The organism is Actinoplanes missouriensis 431, from assembly GCF_000284295.1.
In the GTDB taxonomy this organism is placed as follows: domain Bacteria; phylum Actinomycetota; class Actinomycetes; order Mycobacteriales; family Micromonosporaceae; genus Actinoplanes; species Actinoplanes missouriensis.
This window is the reverse complement of sequence record NC_017093.1, coordinates 8,708,066-8,733,131: the sequence shown is the minus strand read 5'-3', so window position 1 is coordinate 8,733,131 and position 25,066 is coordinate 8,708,066. Positions and strand designations below refer to the sequence as shown.

At 71.8% G+C, this 25,066-nt stretch carries 19 protein-coding genes; 8 read left to right on the top strand and 11 right to left on the bottom strand.

Features of this window, described 5'->3' with window-relative positions; all coding sequences use genetic code 11:
• The first annotated feature begins 20 nt into the window (after positions 1 to 20).
• The gene (gene rpsR, locus AMIS_RS39950; RefSeq protein WP_007073789.1) at positions 21 to 260 is read left to right on the top strand and encodes a 30S ribosomal protein S18; all 240 of its coding nucleotides are present in this window, start codon (positions 21 to 23) and stop codon (positions 258 to 260) included.
• Between the two features lie 14 nt (positions 261 to 274).
• Positions 275 to 724 carry a 50S ribosomal protein L9 gene (rplI, locus tag AMIS_RS39945; protein WP_014448190.1) on the top strand — a complete coding sequence of 150 codons (450 nt, stop codon included), beginning with the start codon at positions 275 to 277 and terminating at the stop codon, positions 722 to 724.
• A gap of 154 nt (positions 725 to 878) precedes the next feature.
• Here rplI and AMIS_RS39940 read toward each other — a convergent pair whose 3' ends face one another.
• Positions 879 to 5,201, bottom strand: coding sequence for a hypothetical protein (locus tag AMIS_RS39940; RefSeq protein WP_041830362.1), 4,323 nt, complete (start codon positions 5,199 to 5,201; stop codon positions 879 to 881).
• Positions 5,202 to 5,719: 518 nt separating this feature from the next.
• On the opposite strand from AMIS_RS39940, the gene dnaB reads away from it, so the two are divergent.
• Positions 5,720 to 7,174: a replicative DNA helicase gene (gene dnaB / locus AMIS_RS39935; RefSeq protein ID WP_014448187.1), complete on the top strand. Its 1,455-nt coding sequence runs from the start codon at positions 5,720 to 5,722 to the stop codon at positions 7,172 to 7,174.
• 79 nt (positions 7,175 to 7,253) lie between these two features.
• On the opposite strand, the gene AMIS_RS39930 is transcribed toward dnaB, so the two are convergent.
• The 4 genes from AMIS_RS39930 to AMIS_RS39915 all read right to left on the bottom strand — a co-directional run bounded on the left by AMIS_RS39930 (position 7,254) and on the right by AMIS_RS39915 (position 12,325).
• Complete coding sequence (locus tag AMIS_RS39930) at positions 7,254 to 7,559, bottom strand: YbaB/EbfC family nucleoid-associated protein (RefSeq protein ID WP_014448186.1); 306 nt, start codon at positions 7,557 to 7,559, stop codon at positions 7,254 to 7,256.
• A gap of 620 nt (positions 7,560 to 8,179) precedes the next feature.
• Positions 8,180 to 8,560 (bottom strand): TFIIB-type zinc ribbon-containing protein, encoded by a 381-nt coding sequence (locus AMIS_RS39925; protein ID WP_014448185.1) that lies wholly within the window; start codon positions 8,558 to 8,560, stop codon positions 8,180 to 8,182.
• A 1-nt stretch (position 8,561) separates the two neighbouring features.
• Positions 8,562 to 9,809: a glycosyltransferase 87 family protein gene (locus AMIS_RS39920; RefSeq protein WP_014448184.1), complete on the bottom strand. Its 1,248-nt coding sequence runs from the start codon at positions 9,807 to 9,809 to the stop codon at positions 8,562 to 8,564.
• A complete protein-coding gene (locus AMIS_RS39915) occupies positions 9,806 to 12,325 on the bottom strand; it encodes a putative bifunctional diguanylate cyclase/phosphodiesterase (protein WP_014448183.1) in 2,520 nt (839 codons plus the stop codon). The genes AMIS_RS39920 and AMIS_RS39915 overlap by 4 nt, the downstream gene beginning before the upstream one ends.
• A gap of 453 nt (positions 12,326 to 12,778) precedes the next feature.
• On the opposite strand from AMIS_RS39915, the gene moaC reads away from it, so the two are divergent.
• Genes moaC through AMIS_RS39895 form a run of 4 tightly spaced genes read left to right on the top strand, consistent with a single transcriptional unit; the run spans position 12,779 to position 15,387 of the window.
• Complete coding sequence (gene moaC / locus AMIS_RS39910) at positions 12,779 to 13,258, top strand: cyclic pyranopterin monophosphate synthase MoaC (protein ID WP_014448182.1); 480 nt, start codon at positions 12,779 to 12,781, stop codon at positions 13,256 to 13,258.
• Positions 13,243 to 13,722: a MogA/MoaB family molybdenum cofactor biosynthesis protein gene (locus tag AMIS_RS39905; RefSeq protein WP_172666653.1), complete on the top strand. Its 480-nt coding sequence runs from the start codon at positions 13,243 to 13,245 to the stop codon at positions 13,720 to 13,722. The genes moaC and AMIS_RS39905 overlap by 16 nt, the downstream gene beginning before the upstream one ends.
• Before the next feature lie 16 nt (positions 13,723 to 13,738).
• Positions 13,739 to 14,953 carry a molybdopterin molybdotransferase MoeA gene (locus tag AMIS_RS39900; protein WP_014448180.1) on the top strand — a complete coding sequence of 405 codons (1,215 nt, stop codon included), beginning with the start codon at positions 13,739 to 13,741 and terminating at the stop codon, positions 14,951 to 14,953.
• Entirely contained in the window at positions 14,953 to 15,387 is a 435-nt protein-coding gene (locus AMIS_RS39895) for a molybdenum cofactor biosynthesis protein MoaE (protein ID WP_014448179.1), read from the top strand. Before AMIS_RS39900 ends, AMIS_RS39895 begins: the two co-directional genes overlap by 1 nt.
• 210 nt (positions 15,388 to 15,597) lie before the next feature.
• Here the strand turns inward: AMIS_RS39895 and AMIS_RS39890 are convergent, their stop codons facing one another.
• The 4 genes from AMIS_RS39890 to AMIS_RS39875 all read right to left on the bottom strand — a co-directional run bounded on the left by AMIS_RS39890 (position 15,598) and on the right by AMIS_RS39875 (position 19,713).
• Entirely contained in the window at positions 15,598 to 16,911 is a 1,314-nt protein-coding gene (locus AMIS_RS39890; RefSeq protein WP_172666652.1) for a glycosyltransferase family 87 protein, read from the bottom strand.
• A gap of 304 nt (positions 16,912 to 17,215) precedes the next feature.
• Complete coding sequence (locus AMIS_RS39885) at positions 17,216 to 17,782, bottom strand: DoxX family protein (RefSeq protein WP_014448177.1); 567 nt, start codon at positions 17,780 to 17,782, stop codon at positions 17,216 to 17,218.
• Between the two features lie 28 nt (positions 17,783 to 17,810).
• Positions 17,811 to 19,016: an ATP-binding protein gene (locus tag AMIS_RS39880; RefSeq protein WP_014448176.1), complete on the bottom strand. Its 1,206-nt coding sequence runs from the start codon at positions 19,014 to 19,016 to the stop codon at positions 17,811 to 17,813.
• 91 nt (positions 19,017 to 19,107) lie between these two features.
• Entirely contained in the window at positions 19,108 to 19,713 is a 606-nt protein-coding gene (locus tag AMIS_RS39875) for an LppU/SCO3897 family protein (protein WP_014448175.1), read from the bottom strand.
• Positions 19,714 to 19,869: 156 nt separating this feature from the next.
• Here AMIS_RS39875 and AMIS_RS39870 point away from each other — a divergent pair, with 156 nt between their 5' ends.
• A complete protein-coding gene (locus AMIS_RS39870; RefSeq protein ID WP_014448174.1) occupies positions 19,870 to 20,556 on the top strand; it encodes an A24 family peptidase in 687 nt (228 codons plus the stop codon).
• Between the two features lie 24 nt (positions 20,557 to 20,580).
• Here the strand turns inward: AMIS_RS39870 and AMIS_RS39865 are convergent, their stop codons facing one another.
• Positions 20,581 to 23,724 (bottom strand): UvrD-helicase domain-containing protein, encoded by a 3,144-nt coding sequence (locus tag AMIS_RS39865; RefSeq protein ID WP_014448173.1) that lies wholly within the window; start codon positions 23,722 to 23,724, stop codon positions 20,581 to 20,583.
• A 61-nt stretch (positions 23,725 to 23,785) separates the two neighbouring features.
• On the bottom strand, positions 23,786 to 24,997 hold the full coding sequence (locus tag AMIS_RS39860) for a metallophosphoesterase (RefSeq protein ID WP_014448172.1): 1,212 nt from the start codon (positions 24,995 to 24,997) through the stop codon (positions 23,786 to 23,788).
• Positions 24,998 to 25,066: the final 69 nt, after the last annotated feature.

The window sequence follows — 25,066 nt, the reverse complement described above, 5'->3', positions numbered from 1 at the left end:
CAGGTCAGGAGTTAAGAGCAATGGCTAAGGCTGCTGCGCTTCGCAAGCCGAAGAAGAAGGTGAACCCGCTCGACAAGGACGGGATCACCTACATCGATTACAAGGACACCGCGCTCCTGCGGAAGTTCATCTCCGACCGCGGCAAGATCCGTGCCCGCCGCGTCACCGGTGTGACCTCCCAGCAGCAGCGGCAGATCGCCCGCGCGGTCAAGAACGCCCGTGAGATGGCGCTCCTGCCGTACACGGCCACGGCTCGCTGAGAGGGGGCACCGCGATGAAGATCATCCTCACGCAGGAGGTTTCCGGCCTCGGCACCCCCGGCGACATCGTCGAGGTCAAGAACGGCTACGGCCGCAACTACCTGCTGCCCCAGGGTTTCGCGATCCAGTGGACCAAGGGCGCTGAGAAGCAGGTCGTGGTCATCAAGCGGGCCCGCGAGGCCCGCGAGATCCGTGACCTCGGTCAGGCCAACGAGGTCAAGGGCCAGCTGGCCGGCCTCAAGGTCACGCTGAGCGCGCGCTCCGGCAACGGTGGCCGCCTGTTCGGCTCGATCACCCCGGCCGAGATTGTCGACGCGGTCAAGGCCGCCGGCGGCCCGGCTCTCGACCGTCGTCGTCTCGAGCTCCCCGGTCACATCAAGACCACGGGCTCGTACAACGTGTCGGTCAAGCTGCACCCCGAGGTGACCGCGACGTTCCCGGTGAACGTCGTCGCCGCCAAGTAATTCAGCTGCACGGAAGGCGCGCTGGGCATCCGCCCGGCGCGCCTTCTGCGTTCCGGGGCTGGTGGTCCGGCGCGCCTGTCGTGTTCCCGGGCTGGTGGTCCGGCGCCTTGCGTTCCTGGGTTTGGGCGCGCCCGGCGACGGCGGGCGCGACCGTCTAGCTGAGGCTGTTGCCGGTGATGGCGGAGCTCAGGACCGTGGCGAGGCCGCCGCCCACCACCGCGGCGGCCAGGCCCACGCTTGCGGCCTTCCAGGCGGTGGTGGCGCGGCGCAGGGCCAGCGCGACGAGCATGCTCAGGGCGAGACTGATCGCGAACTCGGGGGCCGCGTCGGCGAGGGTCTGCAGAGCGTGCGTGCGCTGCCCACTGTTGAGCAGGAACATGCCGCCGACGAAGAGGATCACGGGTACGCCGTACCAGACGACCGTGTAACCGACCGCCGCCAGCGGGCCGCCGGGGGTCTCCTCGGCCTCCTCGTCATCGTCCGGATCCAGCAGGTCGGCGGGCTGGCCCGCCACGAGACCGCTCGTCACCGGGCGCCGCTCGTAGGAGCCGGTTCCCTGGAACGCGCCGGTGGTGCTGCGGCGCGGCGGCCAGGAGGTGTCCAGGTCGGCGTCGTCCTCGGCGGTTACCCGTGCTGCCGGCCCCGGGATGCTGTCCGGGTCCGTGGAGATGACGGACGTGGTGCTCAGTGCCAGGTTCGCGGTTCCGGCGACCTGCGCGGAGCCACTTGGCCGAAAGGGGGGAAAGTCCGACGTGTCGTACCGGCGGGACTCTCCCTCGGCGAGGTCGCTCTGCTGCGCTAGCGACTGGCGCCAGTCGGTCTCACCACCCTGCCCGGCGCCGTCGCGGTAGTCAGCACCCCGAACCCCGGTGGCACGCTCAGCAGCGAGCCAGTCGGCGGGTTCACGGGGTTCGCCGTACCCGTTGCCGGGCGGCGTGTCGTTCCTGGGGCCGCGGGGGTTCCACGGTTCGGTGGCACCGTAGGGCGGGACGCTCGCCCGGCGCGGCGGGTCGCTCAGCGGATCCGGCCAAGAGGCGCCGCCGGCGGGCAGCGCGAGGCCCGAACCGGTGGGCCGGCGGGGGTCGCTGCCGGCGGGGAGTTCGCGCGGGGTGCCGTAGGCGGGGCGGTTCGGCTGCTCACGGGGGGAGTCCGGCCAGGCGGTCCCGCGTCCGCCGGTGCCACTGTCAGCGCCGGAGCCCTGCCAGTCGCCGGAGCCGCGAGGGTCCTGCCAGTTACCCGGGCCGCGGTCGTCGCGGGGCTGGTCCTGCCAGCCGTTGCGGTCGTCGCGCGGGGTGTCCTGCCAGCGGGGGGTGCCGCCCGGGCCACGGTCGTCGGGTTGGGGAGCTTGCCGGCGGGGGTACCTGTCGGAGTCGCCTGTTGCATCACGCTGGCTGGGGAGGGCACGACGGCCGCGCGGCTCGTCCAGGGCGGGGTCACGCCACGGCGGAGCGCTGGCGGCGCCTCTCGCAGGCCGAGCCGGGTTGTCGCGGGGGTCGCCCTGCCACGACGGGGTGTCGCGGGGCTGGTCCTCCCTGGCTGGGGTGCTGCGGGAGCGGTCGTCCCATGACGGGGTGCTGCGGGAGCGGTCGTCCCACGACGGGGTGCTTCGTGACTGATCCTGCCAGGACGGGGTGCCGCGGGAGGTGTCCTGCCAGGACTCGGCGCTGCTTGACGGGTCCTGCCAGGGGGCGGATCCGCCGGTGCGGGACGGGCCACCTTCGGGCAGCTCTCGAGGGCTGCCGCTGGCGTACCCCGGAGAATCGCGCCAGGAATCGGGCCGGCGCTGCTCGGGACGGGTGGTGCCGGGCCAGGGACGGTTCGGAGAAGGGGCGTCGCCCGAGGTGTCCCAGGTGCGGTCGGGACGGGCCGGCTCGGGGGACCAGTCTGATCCGCCGGGGAGGGCACGTTGCTGCCAGGGTTCCGCGGTGGGCTCGGGTTCGGCGGCACGACGGCGACCGCCGGGAGGGGTCACGGCGTATCCGTCTGCGGGGTTCTCGTCCCGGTAACGGCGGCCGGTCTGCTCAGGGGGCGGGAACCCACCGGAGCGGAACTGACCGGACTCCTCGGGGCTGTACTCGCCACCCCGGCCGAACTGGCTGCCCTCGCCAGAACGGATCGCACCGGTGTCGCCCCGACGGATCGGGCCGGTGTCGCCGCGACGGACGGCACCGGTGTCACCAGGGCGGCTCGGGGCGGCGTCGCCGCGACGGATCGCGCCGGTGTCGCCGGGGCGGAGACGGCCGGATTCGTCGCGGCGGATGGCGCCGGTGTCGCCGTGGCGGACTCGGCCGGAGCCGGTGGGGCGGGGCTCGCCTGCGGCACGCGGCTCACCCGCAGCGGCTGCGCGCGGATCGCCGGTGCCGGCGCGGAACTGGCCGGTGCTGTAGCCGGCGTTCGGGTCGGGGCCGGGAGCTGCGGCGCCGCTCCACGGAGGGCTGCCAAAGCCGGCGCCACGAGGCTCGAAGCCGGCGCCGCGAGGCTCGAAGCCGGCACCACGCGGTTCGGCGTCGGCGTCACGAGGCCCGGAGCCGCCGGGGAACGGGCCGCCAGGTCCGGCACCGCGAGATCCGGGGATGCCGCTGCGGGGTGTGGCGCTGGTGGGGCCGGGGATGCCGCTGCGCGGTGCGGCGCTGGAAGGACCGGGGATGGCGCTGCCGGGGGCGGCGCTGGACGGGCCCGGCAGGGCTCGCCTGCTCGGCATGCCGCTGCGCGGGGCCGGGAGCAGGGCGGTTCCACGGGGGGCGGGGGGTTCCGGGTCGTCGGGCACGGAACTCGTCGGCCAGGCCGCGTCGGGACCGGGCACCCCACTGCTCGGCAGCGGACCACCGGGCACACCGCCGGACGGGCCGTCCAAGGTCGGGCCGCGGCGGGCGCGTCGACCGGAACGAGTGTCCGGGGCGTCGTCCGCACCCGAGACTGACCCTCCCTTGTCGGCCTCGCGACGGGCGGCTTCGGCGCGCCAGGCGAGCACGCGGGGGTCGTCCTCGGCGCGGCTCCACTGGCCGGTGTCCGGGTCGCGGGTCCAGTTGCTGGTGTCCGGCTCGGCGGTCCACGACGCGGTGTCCTCACGCCAGTCGGTGGAGCCCTGGTTGTAACGGCGCGGGCGCGCGGCCCTGGAAGTGTCGGCGGCGGGAATGGCCGCATCGTGACCCGGGCCGGCCGGAGCCGCACGGTAACCCGATTCGTCCCGGTAACCCGAATCGTCCCGATAGCCTGCGGCGGCCGTTCCGGCCGCGTCACCCCGGTAAGCCGAGGTGCCCGGTCCCCCGGGATAGCCCGCATCGTCCCGGTAACTCGGCGGGATGGGTCCCGCCGGATAGCCCGTCTGCTGGTAACCGGGCTCCGGCTCCGGCGTCCCGTAACCCGATGTCTCGCGGAAACCCGGGTCGGCGGGCGTCTCCCCGTACCCCATCGGCTCTGAAGATCTTCTGCGGGTGCGCCGTGGAGGCTCCTCGAAGGCGGGCGGCTCGGCGCGCGCGCCCCACGGGGAGATGTTTCCGGTGTCGGTGTGACGCTCCCAGCTGTCCGAATCTGATCCTGTAGACCAGCCGGTGCCGCCGGACGGGGCCGGGTCCGGTTCGGGGGCGCGGCGGCGGCCGCGGCGGGGAGGCTGATCCCGGTACGCGGCATCGCGTCGCCAAGCAGCCCGGTCGTCCTCGCGAACCAGGTGCTGAGCGTCAACGGCGGGCGACGTCTGCCAGCCCGGCGCGTCGGTGCGTCCCCAGCGCTCCAGGCCCGTGGTGTTCTCCCCAGGCGGCTGCTCGGCCCCCCGGCTGTTCCATGATTCGCCGGAACGCCGCCACGAGGGCGTCTCCGCGGGCTGCTGCCACGCAGGCGTCTCCGCGGGCTGCTGCCACGCAGGCGTCTCCGCGGACTGCCGCCAGGACGGCGTTTCCGCTGGTTGCTGCCATGACGGGGTGTCAGCTGGTTGCTGCCAGGAAGGGGTCTCGGCGGGCTGCCGCCACGAGGGAGTGGACGCGGACGGCTGCTGCCAGGACGGGGTCTGTGTGGACGGGCGCTGCCATGACGGGGTCTGCTCGACCGGGGTGGTGGCGCGGCGCTGCCAGGACGCCGGGCCGTCGCTGGTCTCCTCCGCGTCGGTGGTGGTGGGCCAGGCGGTGCCGGGGATGGCGGATTTCTCGGCGGCCGCGGCGATTTCCTCGTCGGTCTGCCAGGCCTCGGTGGTGGACCGCCACACGTGCGATCCGGTGGACGAGCGCCACTCGGTGGTCTGCCGCCAGCGCGCGCCGGTGGCCCGCCACTCGGCGGTCTCGGTGCGCCAGCCGGTGCCGTCGGCGGGAAACGCGGTGCGGCCGGTGGACGCGACGTCTGACCAGCGGTTGGTGGTCGGCTCCACGGCGTGACCGCCACCGCCGTACACCTCGACCTCGCCCTGGGTCTGACCCTGGCCGTCGGCCTGCTGAGCCCACGCGTCAGCGCGGCGCTGCCAGGTCAGCGCCTCTGCGCTCGGCGCCATGCTGCCGGTGTCGGTGAGCGAGGCCCATCGGGGTTCTGGATCTTCATCCGGTTCCCGGGTGGGCCAAGCCTCCGCAGCGCGCCTGTCGCGCGGCATGCGGGCGCCGTAGTCCCACTCCCGTTGGTCCACGTGCAAAGGGTGACGTGCTCGGGACGGAACCGCAACGCCTCAGCGCGACGGCTTGCTCACCGGCACACTGTTTCCCCTGATCCTGCTCTTTTCTGCCTTCCACAGGTGGGGATGACAAAACCCCAGTTCGGGTACGGGGTGACAGCTGTGTCCCCAGGAGTTGTCCACATGCTGTGCACAGGCAAAAGGCAGATGTCCACAGGTTGTCCCGAGGCTTGTCCACCGGGCGTAGTTGGGCAGGTGGTGCCTGGATTCGTAGAGTGGTCCAGCCTCGGCTGCCGAAATTGATCGGAGAGTTCTTCTGAACTCGTCCCGAGGTTCAACCGAAAGTGTCGTACCCAGGCTGTTCGATCGTGGCAGCGGGCATGGCCAGCGGAAGGAGTCTCCGGGTGTCGATCACCGATGACGCAAGGCCGGAGTCTCGACCACCGTCGCAGCCTGGCGGTGGCGCCGGCGGTAACGGTGGCAGTGGCGGCTCGAATTTCAGCAGCGGTTCCGGGGGCGGGTCGGGCGGTGGCTTCGACAAGGCGCCGCCGCAGGACGTCGCGGCCGAGCAGGGTGTGCTCGGCGGCATGCTGCTCTCCAAGGACGCGATCGCCGATGTGGTCGAGATCCTCAAGGTCGGTGACTTCTACCGCCCGGTGCACGCGACCATCTACGACGTCATCCTCGATCTGTACGGGCGAGGTGAGCCGGCCGACGCCCTGACCGTGGCGGCGGCCCTGGCCGACTCCGGTGACCTGCAGCGGATCGGCGGCGTGCCCTACCTGCACACGCTGATCGAGAGCGTGCCGACCGCGGCCAACGCCTCCTACTACGCGCGCATCGTCTCGGAGCGGGCCATCCTGCGCCGCCTGGTCGAGGCCGGGACGAAGATCGTGCAGCTCGGTTACGGCACCGGCGGCAACGGCGGGCGGGACGTCGACGACATCGTCGACCTCGCCCAGCAGGCGATCTACGACGTGACCGAGAAACGGGTCAGCGAGGACTTCGCGGCCCTCGGCGACATGCTGCAGCCGACGCTCGACGAGATCGAGGCGGTCGGCGCGGCCGGCGGTGTGATGACCGGTGTCCCCACCGGCTTCCAGGACCTCGACCGTCTGCTGAACGGTCTGCACGCCGGCCAGCTGATCATCGTGGCCGGCCGTCCCGGTCTCGGTAAGTCGACGGTCAGCATGGACTTCGCCCGGAACGCGGCGATCCAGAGCGGCCACGCCAGCGCCATCTTCTCGCTGGAAATGAGCAAGATCGAAATGGTGATGCGACTGCTCTCCGCGGAAGCGCGGGTGCCGCTGCACACCCTTCGATCGGGGCAGCTCTCCGACGACGACTGGACGAAACTGGCCCGCCGGATGGGCGAGATCAGCCAGGCGCCGATCTTCGTGGACGACACGCCCAACATGAACCTGATGGAGATCCGGGCGAAGGCGCGACGGCTCAAGCAGCGCCACAACCTGCGTCTCCTGGTGATCGACTATCTCCAGCTGATGAGCTCACCGAAGAAGACCGAGAGCCGGCAGCAGGAGGTCTCGGAGCTCTCCCGTGGCCTGAAACTGCTGGCCAAGGAGATCGAGTGCCCGGTGATCGCGGTCAGTCAGCTGAACCGTGGTCCCGAGCAGCGCACCGACAAGCGGCCGCAGCTGTCCGACCTGCGTGAGTCTGGCTCGATCGAGCAGGACGCCGACGTGGTGATCCTGCTGCACCGCGACGACTACTACGACAAGGAGTCGCCGCGCGCGGGTGAGGCCGACTTCATCGTGGCCAAGCACCGTAACGGCCCGACCGACACGGTCACCGTGGCGGCGCAGCTGCACCTGTCCCGCTTCGTCGACATGGCGATCTAGGGTCCGAGCCCGTGCGCGCCGGGTCGCGGCGTCGGCCGCGGCCCCCGTCCGGCGTGCACGGCAGGGGTCAGGCGTCGCTTCAGGCCGGGCGGTGGTGGGTCACCAGGTGCTCGATCTGCTCGTACTTGCCGGCGGACGCGCTCTGCACGGTTTCCACGATCACCCGGGCGAGGGTGTTGACGTCCCAATCGCGGCAGGCCGTGGGGTGGAGCATCAGATCGACGAGGCGGCCGTCGGCGTCCACAGTGGCGCGCACGGCGCCGTCCGGGGACTCGGCGCTCACCTGCATCGTGGCGATGCTGCGCTGTAACTCGTCCACTCCGGAGCGAAGTTCTTCGTATCGGCCGTAAACGTCTTCGAGGTCGGATCGCAGGGTTTCAGTCACGGTTGTTCCTCCGCTCGCCGCGACAGGGGGCGACGTGACAATACCCAAGATCAGCGACGGTGCGTATTCCTAGCGACTTCGTAACGCACACGAAAAGAGAGGCTTATCGAAATAGTTCGCTCTAAAGTGACGAACCGACTCCATTTGGTGGTCACCGTGAGTGATCAAAAGCACGTCACCAAATTCCGATATCGGCGATCGGCGGCGATAGGGGATCGCCCGGATGACGGGGCGTGATCGCTCCGGCCGAGGTGGACGATCGGTTCTGGGGCGCAGAAGAAAAGACCGCTCATCCCAAGCGTCGGACGAGGCCGGCGGACGAGGCCGGCGGACGAGGCCGGCGGACGAGGCCGGGTCGAGTGGCGGCCCGCCGATGGCGAAGCGGCGGGGCCGCCGATGGCGAGCGGCGGCTGAGGTTGGAGCGCCCGAGGGCCAGGGAGGGCTGCGCCGCGACAGGCTGGCAATAGGGCCAGCGGTCCAGACCGAAGAGCAGAGCCGAACGGCGCAGAGGGCTGAGCGGCGCGGAGGGCTGAACGGCTCAGGGGCTGAACGGCACAGGGCCGACCCTGCCGCGACCCCGGGAGGGAGTCACGGCTGGATCGGCCCTGTAACGGCGAACCTCAGTCGAACAGGTTGTGGAGGAAGCTCCGGCGCCGGTAGTGCCCGTGGTGCTGCTGCTGCCGGTAGTGGCCGTGGTGACCATAGGCAGCGGGGCGGCCGTAGGCGGGCGCCGGCGGCGGGTAGCCGGCCGGGGCGCCGTAGGCCGGCGGGGGCGGCGGAGGCGGCGGGTAACCGGGCTGGTGGGTCTGGTGCGGAGCGGGCGGGGGCGGAACTTGCCCCGGAGCGCCCGGGCGGGTGTTGTACGACTGCTCGGCGGCGAAGAGCTTCTCCAGCTCACCGCGGTCCAGGAAGATCCCGCGGCACTCGGTGCACTGGTCGATCGTCACGCCGCTGCGCTCGTAGACCCGCATCTCGCCATGACACTTGGGACAGGTCATCATTTCATTGACGGTACAAGGCCGTGTCATTCCGTGGGGCCGTTGTAGCTGTGTCCTTCCTGAGCGCCGGGGCCCAGAGCAGCAGAGCGGCGGGGTACAGCAGGTACCCGAAACGGGTCGTCGGCATCAGCAGGATCGCGGCGAGCAGACCCCACCCGCAGAACAGGGCCGCGGTGCCTGCCGTGCGCGGTGACCTGCGCAGGAGAAGCAGACCGATCATCGCGGCGGCGGCCACCAGCAGGCCGGCCGCGACGAGGCGCCCGCCGGGCAGGGACTGCGAGATCAGGTACCCGGGGAACGGCGACTGCGCCGGGCTGGTGACCAGGCCGTGGCCGAGCGGGAAGCGCAGCACGTTCTCGATCAGCGCGTCCGGGTTCACCAGCAGCGGCGGCAGCAGGGCGATCAGTGGCAGGCCGATCGCCGGTGGCAGGAACCGGCGCCACCGGCCGTTCCGGATGGCGAGGACGGCGAGCACGGCGACGACCGGCAGGGCGAACAGTTTGCAGGCGGCGGCTGCTCCCACGGCGGCGCCGGACCAGCCGTAACGGCCGGTGGCGGCGAGCGCCAGTGCGAGCAGGCACAGGGCGAGAACCGGAATGTCGTCGCCTCCGGTCGCCAGGGTCAGCGCCGTCACCGGGAGGACCGTGGCGGCCTGGATCGCCCGTACCCGGGATGCGGAAGGACGCAGAAGGGTGACGGCCGCAGCGAGAGCGAGGACCGTCGTGATCGCGAACCAGATCCGGGCGTCGGTCCACCAGTGATCACCGGCGATCGCTCGCGGGAGACCGAAAATGGACATGCCTGGCTGGTACGGGCGGTAGCCGAGCAGACGCTCGTCGAGCGGGATCGCGGCGATCTCGGAGCGGCTCAGGTAGGGCGTGCCGGTGTGCAGCAGGGATTCACCCATGTGCTCGACGACGACCACCTCTTCCTGGGCGCGGTCGGTGCGCCCGGAGGCCCGCTGCACGGCCTGGATGATCAGCGGCAGACCGGCGACGGCGGCCCAGGTGATCCAGGCGATCAGACTTCGAGCCGAAGTTCCGGGATCCCGACGCCGGAGCAGCCACAGCACCAGCACCGCCAGCGCCGCGGCCGCATAGCCCCACGCCGCCACCGCGCCCCAGGCACGATGCGGCAGCAATGTCGACGTAACAGCGGTGATTCCCGCGAAAACCGCCGCGACCACGTATAGCCCCAGGTCGACAGCAAGTCCCCCGGCAGCCCGATCGACCCGTCTGAGCAGCTCAGTCACGCGGGCAAGTGTGGCAGAGACGATCTCCCACTGCGGCGCACCGGCATCCGCACCACCGCCCCGGCGTCGTGCAGCGCTGCCGCCAGCACACCGGGCCGCCCACCCGACCCGCGTTGCAGCGCGGCGAGGAACCGCGCCGCCGAGTACGGCCGGGCGAACAGATGACCCTGCCCGGCGAGACAGCCCAGCTCCCACAACGCCCGCCGCTGCGGCTCGCTCTCCACGCCCTCGGCCACGACCGTGAGATGCAGGTTCCGCGCCAGGTCGACGGTGGTCCGGATGACCGCGGCCGCCTCGGCCGACGTCTCCACCGCCGCGACGAACGCGCTGTCGATCTTCAGTTGGTGCACCGGGATGCGGGAGAGCACGGAGAGCGAGGAGATCCCGGTGCCGAAGTCGTCGATCGCGAGCCGGACACCGGCGTCGCGCAGCTCGGCCAGGGCGCGTTCCACCACGTCGAGCTGGCTGATCGTCAGGGTCTCGGTGAGCTCCAGGGTGAGCTGGTCCGGCGGTATCTCGTGCCGGGTGAGCCGGGCCAGCACGGCGCTCGGGAATTTCGGGTCGAGCAGGCTGCGCGGCGACACGTTGACCGCGACCGGCAGGTCGAATCCGGCTTCCCGCCAGCTCTGCAGGGCGATCAGCGACTGTTCCAGCACGGCGTCGGCGAACGCGGGCAGCTGCCCGGAGCGTTCCACCGTCTCCAGGAACTGCACCGGGGTGAGGCTGCCCTGGGCCGGGTGCCGCCAGCGGGCCAGCGCCTCGGCGGAGACGACCTCGCCGCTGCCCAGGTCGACGATCGGCTGGAACTCCACGGTGAACTCGTGCTCGGCCACCGCCCGGCGCAGGTCGCCGGTGAGCATGAGCCGCTCCAGATCGGCGGTGTCCCGCGCGTGCACGTAGATCGCGGTTGGCTCGCCCGTGCGTTTCGCCTGGTACATCGCGATGTCGGCCCGGCGCATGAGCTCCTCGACACCGCCGCTGCCGGCCGCGAGCGCGATGCCACCGGCCGCGTCCACGGTGATCTGCATGCCCTCCACCTCGATGCTCGCGTCGAGGGCGCTGAGCATCGTGGTGGCGCGGTGGGTGGCGAGCGCCGGCGTGGGCAGCCCGCTCATCAGCACCGCGAACTCGTCGCCGCCGAGCCGGGCCACCAGATCCCCGGGGACGGCCGCCGCGCTGAGCCGCCCGGCCACCTCGCGAAGGACGTCGTCGCCGGCGGCGTGCCCGAGCGTGTCGTTGACCTCCTTGAAGTGGTTCAGGTCGATCAGCAGCAGCGCGAACAGCCCGGACTGGGCGGTGCTCTGGTAGAGGCCGCCGGCGTGCTCGTACAGCCGGCGGCGGTTGGCCAGGCCGGTGAGCGGGTCGTGGGTGGCGGCGTGCTCGTTCTCGGCGGCGATCCGGGCGAGCTCCGCGTACGCCTGGGCGTTGCGGATCGCGGTGCACACGGCCGACGCGAAAGTGCGCAGTTTGTACTGCTCGACCTCGGTGAGCCGGACCGCGCCGCCGAACCCGAGACGCAGGATGCCGACCCGGACACCGCCGTCGTGGGCGACCAGGTCGACCCGTTCCTCGTCCCGCTGCACCGGGGCGGGAACCAGCGGGCCGTCGGTGAGCACGCCGGACTCGGTGGCCCGGACGGTTCGGCCGGCGCCTCCGGCCGTCACGTCGATGGTGGCCTCGGCCGCCGAGAAGATCTGCGCCGCGCGGGTCGTCGCCGCATGCAGGACCTGGGTGAGGTCGACCGCGTTCAGCTCGTCGGTGGCTTTCGCCAGACGCTGCCACGACTCCCGCTCCTCGCGGGTGCGGGCACTGCGGGACTGCCAGAGGTGCATGCAAGCCACAACGAGCGGGACGACCAGCAGGAGCAGCATGTTCGCCTCGGCGGCGAGCAGCCCGGCCACGAGAAGGGTGGCGGCGAGCTGACCGAGGAAGCCGAGGATCTTGCGCTTGCTGTTGGTGAGCGCCGCCCGTTTGAGGCTGGTCCGGGTGTTCGCCGCCATCACCGGCACGAAGACCACGTTGTCGACCAGGGTGAACGCGGTGAGCGCCAGCACGATGGCCAGCGGCGCGAAGGACGGGTGGAGCAGGCTCGGTGTCACTCCACAGGCGAGGAACACGAGCCCGGCCGCGCTGGCGGTGAGCGCCTCCTTGGCGGCCGCGAAGATCGTTTTCCGGCTGCCCTGACGGGCGAAGATCTTGAGAGCGGTGACTCCGGCGACCGAGCAGAGGACCACCCATGGCGCCGGGAGCAGGATCAAGCCGACCAGGACCGGGACCTCGCCCCAGGTCGTACCGTCCAGACTGGACCGGATGCGGACCGATACCTTGAGCCGGTTGGCCGCCACCACCGCGATGCTGAGCAGGGCCGGCGCCCAGATCGGCGGAAACGGCTGCGGGTTGCGCAGAAGGAACAGCACCCAGCCGATCGTCGCGATCGACGCACCAACGACGACGAGACCGATGAGCAGCCGGAGCTGCCGATCGGTCACGTCGTCGTTGGTGCTGGTCTCAGTCATGTCGCCTCGTAGCCGAGCGTGAGCTTCTCGTCGCTCCAGGCTCCCAGGCTATTTCTGTACGCCTTTTCGCGCACCTGTCTTCAGCTCCAGTCGTTGCTGCCGCGCATGGCTTTCTCCTCATTCTGGGCGGGCGCCGCCGGAAACGTGTCCCGGTGACGGGGATCTGGCACTTGTCTTGTCGCGACACGAGAGAACTTAGGGACTCGGTCATGTCGGTTTCAAGTGGATCGTGTCAGTATGCGCAGAATGCGAGAATAGGACGACGCTTCGTCACCGACAGTTTTGGAATGGCAACTCAATGCAATGAGAATCGCATTCCGGGTTTCATTTTCGTCCGGTGCCGGGACTGTCTGACCAGTGGCGGAAGCATGACCTCCCGTTATGGACAAAGTGTGAAGCCAATACAGCGGTGATGCGAACGTCACAGCCGCCGGCGCTCTATAAGCTCCCGGTATGCCCCAGGAATTCCAGCTCACCCACGTCGACGAGACAGGTGCGGCGCGGATGGTCGACGTGTCGGCCAAGGACGTCAGCGCCCGCCGAGCCGTCGCCGCCGGCCGGGTTCGCACCACCGCCGAGGTGATCGACCTGCTCCGACGGGACGGCCTGCCGAAGGGTGACGCGCTCGCGGTGGCCCGCCTCGCCGGCATCATGGGCGCCAAGCGGACCCCGGATCTGATCCCGCTGTGTCACCCGATCGGGCTGCACGGTGTCACCGTGGAGTTGACCCCCACGGACACCACAGTGGAGATCCTGGTGACCACCAAGACCGCCGACCGGACCGGCGTCGAGATGGAGGCTCTCACCGCTGTCGCCACCGCGGGCCTCGCGATGATCGACATGATCAAGGCGGTGGACCCGGCCGCCAGCCTCGACGAGGTGCGGGTGCTGCGCAAGGAGGGCGGAAAGACCGGCCTGTGGGAGCGCCCGTGAGAGCCCGCGTGATCGTCGCCTCCAACCGGGCGTCGGCCGGCGTCTACGCGGACACCAGCGGCCCGCGCCTGGTGGCCGGTCTGCGCGAGCTCGGCTGTGAGGTCGGCGATCCGGTCGTGGTGCCGGACGGCGATCCGGTGACGCAGGCGCTGCGCGAAGCGGTGACCGACGGCGTCGACGTGGTGCTGACCAGCGGCGGCACCGGGGTGACCCCGACCGACCGCACCCCGGAGGCGACCCGCGGGCTGCTCGACTTCGAGATCCCCGGCATCGCCGAGGCGATCCGCGCGTACAGCCGGGACCGTGTCCCCGCGGCCGCCCTCTCCCGCGGCCTGGCCGGCGTGGCCGGCCGCACGCTCATCGTCAACCTGCCCGGGTCGACCGGCGGGGCGAAGGACGGGCTGGCCGTGCTCGGCCCGATCCTGAAGCACACCGTCGACCAGATCCGCGGCGGCGACCATTGACGGATAGGCTCTGCGGGTGACCGAGACGACCCCCGTGGATTGGGAACAGGCACGTGCCCTGGCCTATGCGGCGGGTGCCGCCGTGGCCGGCCGCACGGAGACGGTTGCGCTCGCCGACGCCGACGGCCGGACCCTCGCGGAGCCGCTGCGCGCCCTCACCGACCTGCCGGCGTTCCCCACGTCGAGCATCGACGGCTGGGCGGTTCGCGGCGCCGGGCCGTGGCGCCCGGAGGGCCGGGTGCTGGCGGGTGGCACCCCGCAGCCGCTGAGTGCCGACGGCGCGTGCGTCGAGATCGCCACCGGGGCGATGGTCCCCGCCGGAGCGACCGCGCTGATCCGTGTCGAGGACTCCGCGACGAGCGACGAGGGACTGGTCAGCGGTGAGCCGCGACCGATCCCCGACTGGCGACTGCCGGGCGAGGAGGCGCACCTCGGCGAGGAGTTGCTGCCGGCCGGCACCCCCGTCGACCCCGCCGTCATCGGTGTCGCCGCCACCTGCGGCTATGCGGAGCTGACGGTCTGGGCCGAGCCGCGCGCCGCGCTGCTGGTCTTCGGCGACGAGCTGCTGACCGAGGGCACGCCCGGCGCCGGCCGGGTCCGCGACTCGCTCGGCCCGCAGGTGCCCGGCTGGCTGCGGCGTTACGGCGCGACGCCGATCGGCGTGACAGGTCCGGTCAAGGACACCCTCGCCGCCCACCTCGACGCGATCCGCACCGGCCTCGAGGAGGCCGACCTGGTCTGCACGACCGGCGGCACCATGCACGGCCCGGTCGACCACCTGCACCCCGCGCTGGCCGAGCTCGGCGCGGACTACGTGGTGAACACGGTGGCGGTCCGCCCCGGGTTCCCGATGCTGCTGGCCCGGGTGACCGGTGCCGACGGCCGTCCGAAATTCATCGCCGGCCTCCCCGGCAACCCGCAGTCCGCGGTGATCGCCCTGGTCACGCTCGTCGCGCCGCTGCTGGCCGGCCTCCGTGGCCGTCCGATGCCGCCGCTGCCGTCGGTCGAGGCGGGCGCTGCCGTGCCCGGCCGCGGAAACTTCACGCACCTGGCGCTCGCGGCGCTCGATCCGACCGGCCGCACCGCGACGCCGGTCGGCCACGTCGGCTCGGCGATGCTGCGGGGTCTCGCCAACGCGCACGGTTTCGCCGTGGTCCGTCCCGGTACCAAGGCCGATGCCGGTGACCTGGTGCCCTTCCTGCCCCTTCCGCTGACTCCCGGGGAGCGCTGATGACTGACACGGTTGGTGTGGTGACCCACGCCGAGGTCGTCGACGAGCCATTGGACCTGGCCGCACACGAGGCAGCGGTCGCCGATCCGCGCGCCGGTGCGGTGGTCTCCTTCCAGGGCGTGGTCCGCGACCACGACCACGGCCGCGGCGTGACCCTGCTGGAATACGAGGGCCACCCCACCGCCGCCAAGATCCTGCGCGAGGTGGCCGAGGAGATCGCTGCGGACCCGGCCGTCTTCGCCGTCGCGGTCTCGCACCGGATCGGCACCCTCCAGATCGGCGACGTCGCTCTCGTCGCGTCGGTCAGCACCGCGCACCGGGCCGCCGCGTTCGAGGCCTGCGCCCGCCTGGTCGACGAGGCCAAGGCCCGCCTGCCGATCTGGAAGCGCCAGGTCTTCAAGGACGGCGCCGAAGAATGGGTCAACTGCCCTTGAAAGGTACGCACGGACCGAAGTCCCGCCCACTCCGGCACTGACGTCCATGCCCCGGCGCGCCCCGCCGCCGGCCCCGGCGACGGCGCGCACGCTCACCCCGAGTCCCGCGTGCACGCAGCGGGTTTTCGCGCTGTGCGGGGAGTTCGGGTGCGGAGCGCGCCCCAAGTCCACACAGGCGGGTTGCCGAGTTCGGGTTCGGGGGCGCCGGGCTCAGCAGGTGGGTCGGGGCGCGCCTCGGGGCACCGGAATCGCGGCCAGCCGGCGGGCCGGAGCGCTCGGCAGCGCGGGCCGGCTGTCGTGCCGCCACGGAAGGGCGTTGACCAGCAGGATCAGCAGCAGGGCGTACCCGTTCCAGGTGACGGCGCCGAACGGGTCCGCCACGAGCAGCGCACAGCCGATCACGCCCAGCACGGCGAACCCCGCGCCGGTGAAGCGGGACCGTGGCAGCCGCCCGCCCCACCGCCGCCGCAGCACCTCGTCGGCGAGGATCAGGACGGCCGGGAGCAACCAGATCGCCTCACCCGGGGCGGTGACCGGCCCGGCCGCCGCGCCCGCGAGACCGACCAGGGCGAACGCGGCCGTCTCGTCGCCGTCGCCGTGCGCCGAGCGGGCCCGGACCAGGCCGACCGCCAGCAGCAGCACTCCGAACGACGCCCAGACCAGCACGGGCGGCGCGGTGAAGCCGTAGAGCCGGGCCAGCGCGCCGGCCAGTGACTGGTTGCCGGGGTCGCTGATCGGGACGGTCCGGTCGAGTTCCCAGAGTGTCGACCCGTACCAGGTCATGGTCTCGCCGGGGGCCGAGACGGCGGCGCAGAGGGTGACCACGACGGCGGTGGCGAGGGCAGTGAACGCGGCTCGCCGCTGCCGGGAGACGAGCAGGTAAACGATCAGCAGGACCGGCCCGGGGGCCAGCGCGGTGGCCAGTCCGATGCCGGCGCCGGCCCAGGATCCGGTGCGCCAAATCCGGCGGGCCCGTCCGGCGAACGAGTCCGGGGGACCGTTGCTCCAGGCGTGGCCGGGCCACCAGATGCCCCGGACCGGGCGGCCGGCCCGCCAGCGGCTGCGCGCCCACGCGGCCCGGCGCAGGGCGACCAGATCCGCCATGATCAGGGCGAACAGCAGCAGGTCGACCCGGCCCAGTCCGATCGTGGCGCGGACCGGGCCGGTGAGCAGGGCCGCGGCGGCGAGTGCGAGGACCATCGGGGCGCGTGCCCGGCCGAAGCGACGGGCGATCGGACCGGTCAGCACCATCAGTGACACGAGCAGCGCGCCGAGGCCGGCGAGCGCGAGCAGCCAGCCGGCGACCGGCAGCGGGACGACGGCAAGGGGCGCGATCAGCAGGGCCAGGGCCGGGGAGAGCGCGGCGCCGGCTTGGGTGCCACTTTCCCGGTACGCGTAGAGCCCGTCCCCGACGATCCACGAGCGGATCGCCGCCAGTTCGACGTCGAGGGTGCTCAGGCCGTACCTCTGAAAACAGAGGGTGAGCAGCAGAAGCGTCGCCAGACCGCCCAGCGCAAGCCGCACGGACCTTCGGCGCGCAGCGCAGCGTTCCGCCATCTCGATTGCCGGCATGGTGGCGACCCCCGTCTCGTCCTCCGGGCACGGCACAGCTGTCGCCCGCCTCTTCCACGCCCGTGAGCAGGGCAGACTGGAGGAGTGCGGGCGGCAGTGTGTAGCCGGGCGGAAGTGAGCTCAGAGTGCGCAGACCGACCGTGCGGCCCCTCGTCGGCTTTAACGCAAAGGCCGCGTAGAGGTTGTTATCCGGACAAACTAGTCCGGCCTCCCGCGCACACTACGTGTGACGTTCAGCCGGACGAGTGGATCGCGCTCAGCCGGGCAGCTTGCGCGCGGCGGTCGCGGAGAGGGCGGCGATGCGGGCCTCCCGCTTCGCGGTGCGCATGGCTCGCCGGACCTCGCGCCGCGACCGGCCGACCGCGTGGCTCATCGAGCGCTGGCCGCGATCGACGGCGTGCGACGTGCGGTAGAGCAGACCCGGCTTGCCCTCGGTGTCCGCGGCCGCGAGCAGCAGACCGCCGAGCAGACCCAGGTTCTTGAGGAAGTGGTTCTGCTGGTTGGCCCGCTCCTCCTTGGGCGCGGTCCAGAACGGGTGGCCGGCGAACGTGGTCGGCAGCAGACCGGCGGCGAGAACCGCGGCGGCCGGGCGGGTGAAACGACCTGTCGCGAGGGCGAGGCCGGCCACCACATCGGTGGCGGCCTTCGCCCGGACCAGGGTCGCGGGGTCGGTGGGCAGGCGCGGATCCGCCTTCTCCAGCAGCGGGGTGAAACGCCGGGCCGCCGCGACCCGATCCTCACCGGGCTGGAGAAGCACGCGGACCCCGCTGATCACGAAGATCGAGGCGAGCATGGCTCGGGCAGCGGTGCGTACGGGCTTCATGAACTTCGTTATACCCGTAGCGACCGAGTCATACCGGCTGCGTTCTGAGGTAGCGACCGAAGTGCGGGACGGTGAACGCGACAGTGCCCCGTTCACCCGAGTAGATGAGTCCCTTTTTGATCAGCGCGTCGCGGGCCGGGGAGAGGCTGGCCGGCTTGCGGCCCAGCGACGTGGCGATGTCCGACGTCGGGACCGCCGCATCCATGTCGTTGCCGGGGTCGCCGGAGAGCACCGCCATGGCCCGCATGTACTCCCGCTCGGCCGGGGTGGCCCGCTCGAACCGGGAGCCGAAGAAGCCGACCGCCAGCTCGCCCTCCGCCTCCGGCGCCGCCACCTGCACGTCGTTCGCAGTGATCGGGGTCTGCGGCGCGTGGTCCCAGGTCGCCTTCCCGTACGCCTGCACGAAGTACGGATAGCCGCCGGACTTCTCGTAGAGCAGGTCGAGCGCGTCCTGCTCGTACTCCACGCCCTCCCGCTCGGCCGGCACACCCAGCGCCAGGTCGGCGGCGTCGCGGTCCAGCCGGTCGATCCGCGCGTACCGGAAGAGCCGCTCCGAGTACGACTTGGCGGCCGAGAGCACGGCCGGCAGGTGAGGCAGGCCGGCACCGACCACGATCAGCGGCGCGCCGAGCTGGGACAGCTCGTGGCAGGCCGCGCAGAGCGCCGACACGTCGGTGGCGCTGAGGTCCTGCATCTCGTCGATGAACAGGGCGATCCCGGTGCCGACGTCGGTGGCGAGCGAGGCCGCGTCGGTGAAGAGCTCGACCAGGTCGATCTCGATGTCGCCGGAGTCGGCGCGGCCGCGGGCCGGTGGCACGTCGATGCCGGGCGCCCAGCGGTCTCGCAGCTTGGCGTTGCCGTCGTTGGCCCGCAGCGCGAACGCCTTGAGCACGCCGAGCACCTCGTCGACCCGGTCCGGATCACGGTGGTGCGGCGCCAGCTCGCGGATCGCCATGTGCAGCGCGCCGGAGACCGGGCGGCGCAGCGACTGATCCGGCCGGGCCTCGATCTTGCCGGTGCCCCAGAGCCGGCCGATCGCCGCGGAGCGCAACGTGTTGAGCAGAACCGTCTTGCCGACGCCACGCAGGCCGGTCAGGACCAGGCTGCGCTCCGGGCGGCCACGGGCCACCCGTTCCAGCACGACGTCGAAGACGTCCAGCTCACGGTCGCGACCGGCGAGCTCGGGTGGGCGCTGGCCGGCACCCGGAGCGTACGGGTTCCGCACGGGATCCATGCCGTAGCACAGTATCGGGCTGTCTAGCGAGAAAGCTAGAGTCCGCGAGAAACCACTCTCGACAGTCGTCTAACGCTGTCTAGCAAAATCGCTAGACCTTCCCATACTCGCGGAGACAGAGAACCACGTCGACGTCGTCGTATTCGGTGTCGTAGTAGTACCACTTGGTGTACCCCTCGACCTTCGCGCACTTGCCCATCGCGTCCTTGTCGCCGGTCGTCCGCCCGTCGATGCGTTTCAGCACCTCATAGGTGTTCGCGGCACACGCCACCACGCGAAGTTTCGGCTCCAGGTTGCTGCCGTCGTTGCGGACGCACTGGCCTTTCGTCGCGAACCGGGCGTCCTCGCTGGTCTGCGGCCGCGGACCGGTGCCACCCGGAGTGGTGGGCTCGGCGGCGATCGGCGGCGGCGGGTCGTCGCGTCCCACCAGGAACCAGACGCCGATCCCGACCCCGGCCCCGACCAGCAGGCACACCAGTGCGACCACGACGGTCGTCGGAAAGCCTCGCCGGGCCGGCCGCTGGTTCCACTGTGGCGCGTACGCCGGCTGGGCCGGAAGCGGTGGCGCGGGCGCCGGGCTCCAGGGCTGCTCGTGCTCACTCCAGGGGTCGGACGGTTCCGCGTAAGGCTCGTCGGTGTTCTGGCCGTCGTTCTTGCCCGGCCACGGCTGACCGGGGAACGGCCCGTTCTGCGACATCGGGGTTCCTCCAGAAAGCGGACTCGGCTGCCTGACACGGTAGCGTGCGGCACGTATCGGGACCTTGCCGGAATCGCGGGCTTTGTCGGCAACCCGATCCCCGTCGGGGCGGACCAGACATTACCGTCCCCGATCGTGTCATCACCATTAGTGATCATGGCAATCGTCTTCGGCGGCGCCTCAGCGGCGTTCGTGCCCCGCGTCGCGTACCGGCTGTCGGTCGCCGCAGGCGTTCCGCCACGCGCGGCCTGCGTCGCGTGCGGCAGGCGGTTCGCCGCCGGCTTCCCCGGCTGGTGCCGGGCCGGTGCGGTCTGCCCGCACGCCGGGCGTCGGGTCGATCATCCAGTTCCGGGTACGGTCGTCGTGAGCGCTGCGGCCGCCGGTCTGCTGGCCGTCACGTCCGGTCCGGCTGCGCGACTCCCGCTCCTGCTCGTCGCGACGGTCCTCGGCGTGCTGCTGGCCGCCGTCGACCGGCGCTGCCTGCGCCTCCCCGATCCGCTGGTGGCTCTCTTCGCGGTCGTCGCCGGTGCGGGTCTCGCCGTGCCGGCCCGGCTCCCGGTGGCGCTCGCCGCGGGCGCGGTGGTCGGCGCGTTCTACCTGTTCCTGGCCCTGCTTCCCGGCCGGGGACTCGGCCTCGGCGACGTGAAGCTGGGCGCGGTCCTCGGGTTCGTCCTGGGCTTCGGCGGCTGGACGGCCGTGGCCGTCGGCTTCGCGGCCGCCCATGCGATCAACGGCGGGATCGCGGCCTGGCTGCTGATCACCCGGCGGGCCGGCGGCGAGCGGGCGCTCCCGTTCGGCCCGGCGCTGCTGGCCGGCGCCCTGATCGGGATCACAGCGGTCTGAGCCGGCGCCCCGGGCCTGACCCGTTCACAGCAGTCTGAGCTGGCGGTCCTTCGGTTTTGCCGGTGCTGCCTCACCGAGCCGTTCGAACAGGCCCGAGTCGATCACGTCGAGGAACGGCGTGGGCGCCTGCTCCCGCTCGCTGCCGTGCCGGGACCGCTTCGCCGAGTAGCTCACGTAGAGCCGGTCCTGCGCCCGGGTGAGGCCGACGAAGAAGAGCCGCCGCTCCTCGGCGATCTCGTCGTCGGTCGGCGTCGAGCCGGGCCAGCGCAGCGGCAGCAGGCCGTCCTCGCAGCCGACCAGGAAGACCACCGGGAACTCCAGGCCCTTCGCGGCGTGCAGGGTGAGCAGGTTGACCGCCTCGGCACGCGGGTCCAGCGCGTCCACCTCGGCGCCGGTCTCCAGCTGCTGCAGGAACTGGGGCAGGTCGTCACCGACCCGCTCGGCCAGCGGCGCCAGCAGGTCGGCCGCCGACCACACGTCCTCGGGGGCCAGCTGGTCGCCGTCGAGCGTCGGTGTCGCGTACCGCTGGGCGAGCGTCTGGGCAGCGAGCCGGACCCGTGCCGCGAGCGGTCCGCCAGAGCCGTCCGCGTGCCGCAGCTCGCGGGCGATCACCTGGACGCCCGGCCGGTGGCGCAGCCGGTTGTGCGAGCGCTTCTGGACCGGCACGCCGGCGCGGGACAGCGCGTCCAGGATCGGACCGGACTGGGCGTCGGTGCGGTACAGCACCGCGACGTCCGAGAAGGACAGGGTCCCGGCCACCGCGGCGCGGGAGTCGACCCGGCCCGAGTCCAGCGAACGGTGGGAGAGGCCACCGACCAGCTCGTCGATGGTCCGCACCACGAAGTCGGCCTCGTCGGAGACGCTGCGCGCCGGATAGCGGCCGACCAGCGGGGCTTCCGGGTCGAGCCGGGCCGGGTCCAGCCGGCGGCCGCTGACGAGCGTGGACGGCGCGATGGCCTGCACCGCGGCGGCCAGGATCGGTGCCGACGACCGGTAGTTGCGGGTCAGCCGGACCAGCCGGGCGTCCACGAAGTCGGTGTTGAAGCGCAGGAAGTACCGGACGTCGGCGCCGCGGAACGAGTAGATCGCCTGGTCCGGGTCGCCGATCGCGCACAGGTTGCCGTCCGGCGGGCTGAGCAGGCGCAGCAGCTCGTACTGCAGCTCGTCGACGTCCTGGTACTCGTCCACGAAGATCCACTGCCAGCGCCGGCGGTACCTCTCGACAAGCGCGGGGTCCTCGCGCAGCAGCGTCACCGGCAGGCTGATCAGATCGTCCAGGTCGACCAGATCCTGCTGGCGGAGCAGCTTGCGGTACCCGGCGTCGTCCGTGCCGGCCTGCTCGCGGGCCTGCGCCTGCTCGTGCTCGTCGGCGATCCGCCAGTTGGCGCCGAGCCCGGCCGCCTTGGCGTTCTCCTTCAGCACGGTCAGGCCCAGCGAGTGGAACGTGCCGACCGTGATGTCCTCGGCCACGTCCCCGAGAAGCGCGTCCAGCCGCTCCTTCAGCTCGGTGGCGGCACGCCGGGTGAACGTGATGGCCAGGCACCGCTCCGGGAAGACACCCAGCTCGGCGCAGAGGTACGCGATCCGGTGCGTCAGCGTGCGGGTCTTGCCGGTGCCCGGCCCGGCCACGATCAGCAGCGGGCCGCCGGGCGCGGACGCGGCCACGCGCTGCATCGCGTCGAGGCGGTCCAGCAGGCCGGTGCCGACCTCCTCCATCCCGGCCAGCATCGGCTCGAACGGCTCGTGCGGGCTGGGCGGCGGCGCCAGCGGGGGCGGCGCGGGCTTCTCCGCGGGCTTCTTCGCGGCCTTGGGCTTCGGCTTCTCCGGGGCGGCCTTCGGCTTCGGCGGGTTCGGCACCGACGCCGGCAGCATGTCGAAGAGCGTCTCCACCTGCGGAGCACTGTTGCGGTTGCGCAGCTCACCGGGCTCGAACAGGGTGATCACGCCGTACTCGCCGTCGTACCCGGGGACGCGTCGCACGTCGCCGCGCCGCAGCCGGGTGATCGCCTCGCGCAGCTCCTCGCCGCCGGCCTTGCCGATCTCGTCGACCGGCACGTGACGCAGGATCTCCAGTTCCGGGCCGAGCGTCGCGACCAGATGGTTCAGCTGGGCCTCGACGGTCTTCGACTTCGGGCCGACACCGTTGATCTCGCCGAGGATCTCGTGCAGCTGGATCAGGTGCTCGACGTGCTGCTCCTTGCGGAAGCCCACCGGACGGTCCGCCAGGTCCTCGACCCGGCTCTGCACGCCGATGGTCAGCGGGCGGCCGCACTCGGGGCAGCGGCCGGCCGCCTCGCGGGTCCGCGACGGCTCCCAGTTCACGCCGCAGGCGCGGTGCCCGTCGGCGTGGTACTTGCCCTCCTCCGGGAAGAACTCGATCGTGCCGGCCAGGCCGACCCCATCCTTCACCGCGAAGTAGTCGGGCGTACCGGAGAAGAGCGTCGCCTCCCGGGCCAGCGCGGCCGGCGAGTGCGCGTCGGAGTTCGACACGAGGCGGTAGCGGTCGAGGCTGGAGACCCGCCAGTTCATCTCCGGGTCCGAGGAGAGTCCGGTCTCCACCGCCGTGACGTGGTCGGCCAGGTCGGCGTAGCAGTCGGCGATCGCGTCGAAGCCGGACTTGGAGCCGAGCGCCGAGAACCAGGGCGTCCAGATGTGCGCGGGGATCAGGTAGCCGCCGGACTCGAGGGTGATCTCCAGCAGGTCGCGGGAGTCCAGGCCGAGGATCGGGCGGCCGTCCGCGGTCAGGTTGCCGATCCGGGCCAGCGCCGTGTTGATCTTCTGCACGCTGGCGAAGTCGGGGGCGTACAAAAGGTGGTGGACCTTGCGGGTCCGGTCGTCGCGCTTGTAGATCGTGGAGATCTCGACGCTCAGCATGAAGCGGGCCGGCGCGGTGCCGCTCAGCGATCCGGGCAGCCGCCTGGTCACCGCCTGCTCCTCGGCCTCGGCCAGGCGGAACAGGCCCGGCTCGGCCGGTTTCAGGCTCTCCTTCAGATGCTCGAACCAGGCCGGATGGGTGAAGTCGCCGGTGCCGAGCAGGGCGATCCCCTTGCGCCGGGCCCACCACGCCAGGTTCGGCAGGGTCAGGTCACGGCTGCAGGCCCGCGAGTATCGCGAGTGAATGTGAAGGTCCGCGACATACGTTCCCGCGGTGCTCTCCACGTCCCGCATCCTGTCACGGCCGTCGGTGCCGCCACGAATCGCCACGCTCAAACACACTTACCGATCTTGATTAGTTCTCTGCCCGCAGTTCGATGACGGTGACTTGCGGAGGAGCGCCGACCCGGACCGGCGGACCCCAGTAACCGGCGCCGTTGGTCACGTAGACCGGTACGCCGTCCACGTTCCCGAAGCCGGAGACTACCGGCTGCTCCAGCCGGACGAGCAGGTTGAACGGCGCCATCTGGCCGCCGTGGGTGTGCCCGGAGATCTGCAGGTCCACCCCGAAGGGGGCGGCGTCCCGCGCGGCCACCGGCTGGTGCGCCATCAGCACGACGGGACGGGCGGGGTCCCGGTCGCCGAGGGCGCGGGCGAAATCCGGGGCGTCACCGTGCTCCGCGCCGCCCAGATCGTTCACACCGGCGAGGTCCAGGCCGGCGATCTCCACCCGTTCGTTGCGCAGCGGGCGCATGCCGAGCTCGGCCACCTCGTCGATCCATTCCGCGTACCCGGAGTAGTACTCGTGGTTGCCGGTCACGAAGAACGTGCCCCGTCGCGACTCGATCTCCGCGAGCGGGGCGGCGAACCGGCCCAGCTGGGCCACCGTGCCGTCGACCATGTCACCGACGACGCAGACCAGATCCGCGTTCACCGAGTTGATCACGCGGGTGATGCGGCGGGCGTGGTCGACACCGGTCAGCGGGCCGATGTGGATGTCCGAGACGACCGCGATGCGGGTGCCGTCCATCGCGCGGGGCAGCTTCCGCATCGGCATCGTGAAGCGGTCGATCCGGGGTGGGCCGGTTGCGGTTCGGACCCCGTACCCGGTGATGCCTGCGGCCGTGAGGCCCGCGAAGATGGCGGCGCCCCTGGCCAGAACGAGCCGCCTCTCGATGGCGGGGGTTTCGGGTGCCGGCTCCGGTTGCGTCCCGGGCGCCCGTTCCGGCTTCGGCTCCGGTTGCGTCCCGGGTCCCTGTTCCGGCTCCGGTTCTTTCGGGCGGGCCCACAGGCGGGTGGCCAGCAGGCGCGGGATCTCCAGGGCTGCCAGCGTCACCAGCAGGTAGAACATCAGCGCGACCCACAGGTAGCCGGGCCAGGAGAGCCACTGGACGTACCCGTTACGCACCCCGATCAGCGTGACCGGAACCAGCACACCCAGCGCGACGATGATCGCCGTCCCGATCCGGCGGGCCGTGCCGGGACGGAGCGTGTCGTGGACCAGGCGCTTCCAGAGGTACAGGTGGATCAGGCCGATGACCAGCAGGATCACCGCGACGAACAACAACCGGAACCCTCCCCCGCAACAGCTTGCCGCAACCAGTGTCCCTGACGCGACTGAGCAGGGTGGCCGACA

Bases quoted from the DNA above. Each gene is read 5' to 3' on its own strand.
- AMIS_RS39915 (WP_014448183.1), bottom strand. From the start codon at position 12,325: ATGACTGAGACCAGCACCAACGACGACGTGACCGATCGGCAGCTCCGG.
- AMIS_RS39870 (WP_014448174.1), top strand. From the start codon at position 19,870: ATGGCAATCGTCTTCGGCGGCGCCTCAGCGGCGTTCGTGCCCCGCGTC.
- AMIS_RS39865 (WP_014448173.1), bottom strand. From the start codon at position 23,724: ATGCGGGACGTGGAGAGCACCGCGGGAACGTATGTCGCGGACCTTCAC.
- moaC (WP_014448182.1), top strand. From the start codon at position 12,779: ATGCCCCAGGAATTCCAGCTCACCCACGTCGACGAGACAGGTGCGGCG.
- AMIS_RS39895 (WP_014448179.1), top strand. From the start codon at position 14,953: ATGACTGACACGGTTGGTGTGGTGACCCACGCCGAGGTCGTCGACGAG.
- AMIS_RS39885 (WP_014448177.1), bottom strand. From the start codon at position 17,782: ATGAAGCCCGTACGCACCGCTGCCCGAGCCATGCTCGCCTCGATCTTC.
- AMIS_RS39880 (WP_014448176.1), bottom strand. From the start codon at position 19,016: ATGGATCCCGTGCGGAACCCGTACGCTCCGGGTGCCGGCCAGCGCCCA.
- AMIS_RS39875 (WP_014448175.1), bottom strand. From the start codon at position 19,713: ATGTCGCAGAACGGGCCGTTCCCCGGTCAGCCGTGGCCGGGCAAGAAC.
- rplI (WP_014448190.1), top strand. From the start codon at position 275: ATGAAGATCATCCTCACGCAGGAGGTTTCCGGCCTCGGCACCCCCGGC.
- AMIS_RS39925 (WP_014448185.1), bottom strand. From the start codon at position 8,560: ATGATGACCTGTCCCAAGTGTCATGGCGAGATGCGGGTCTACGAGCGC.
- AMIS_RS39940 (WP_041830362.1), bottom strand. From the start codon at position 5,201: ATGGCGCCGAGCGCAGAGGCGCTGACCTGGCAGCGCCGCGCTGACGCG.
- rpsR (WP_007073789.1), top strand. From the start codon at position 21: ATGGCTAAGGCTGCTGCGCTTCGCAAGCCGAAGAAGAAGGTGAACCCG.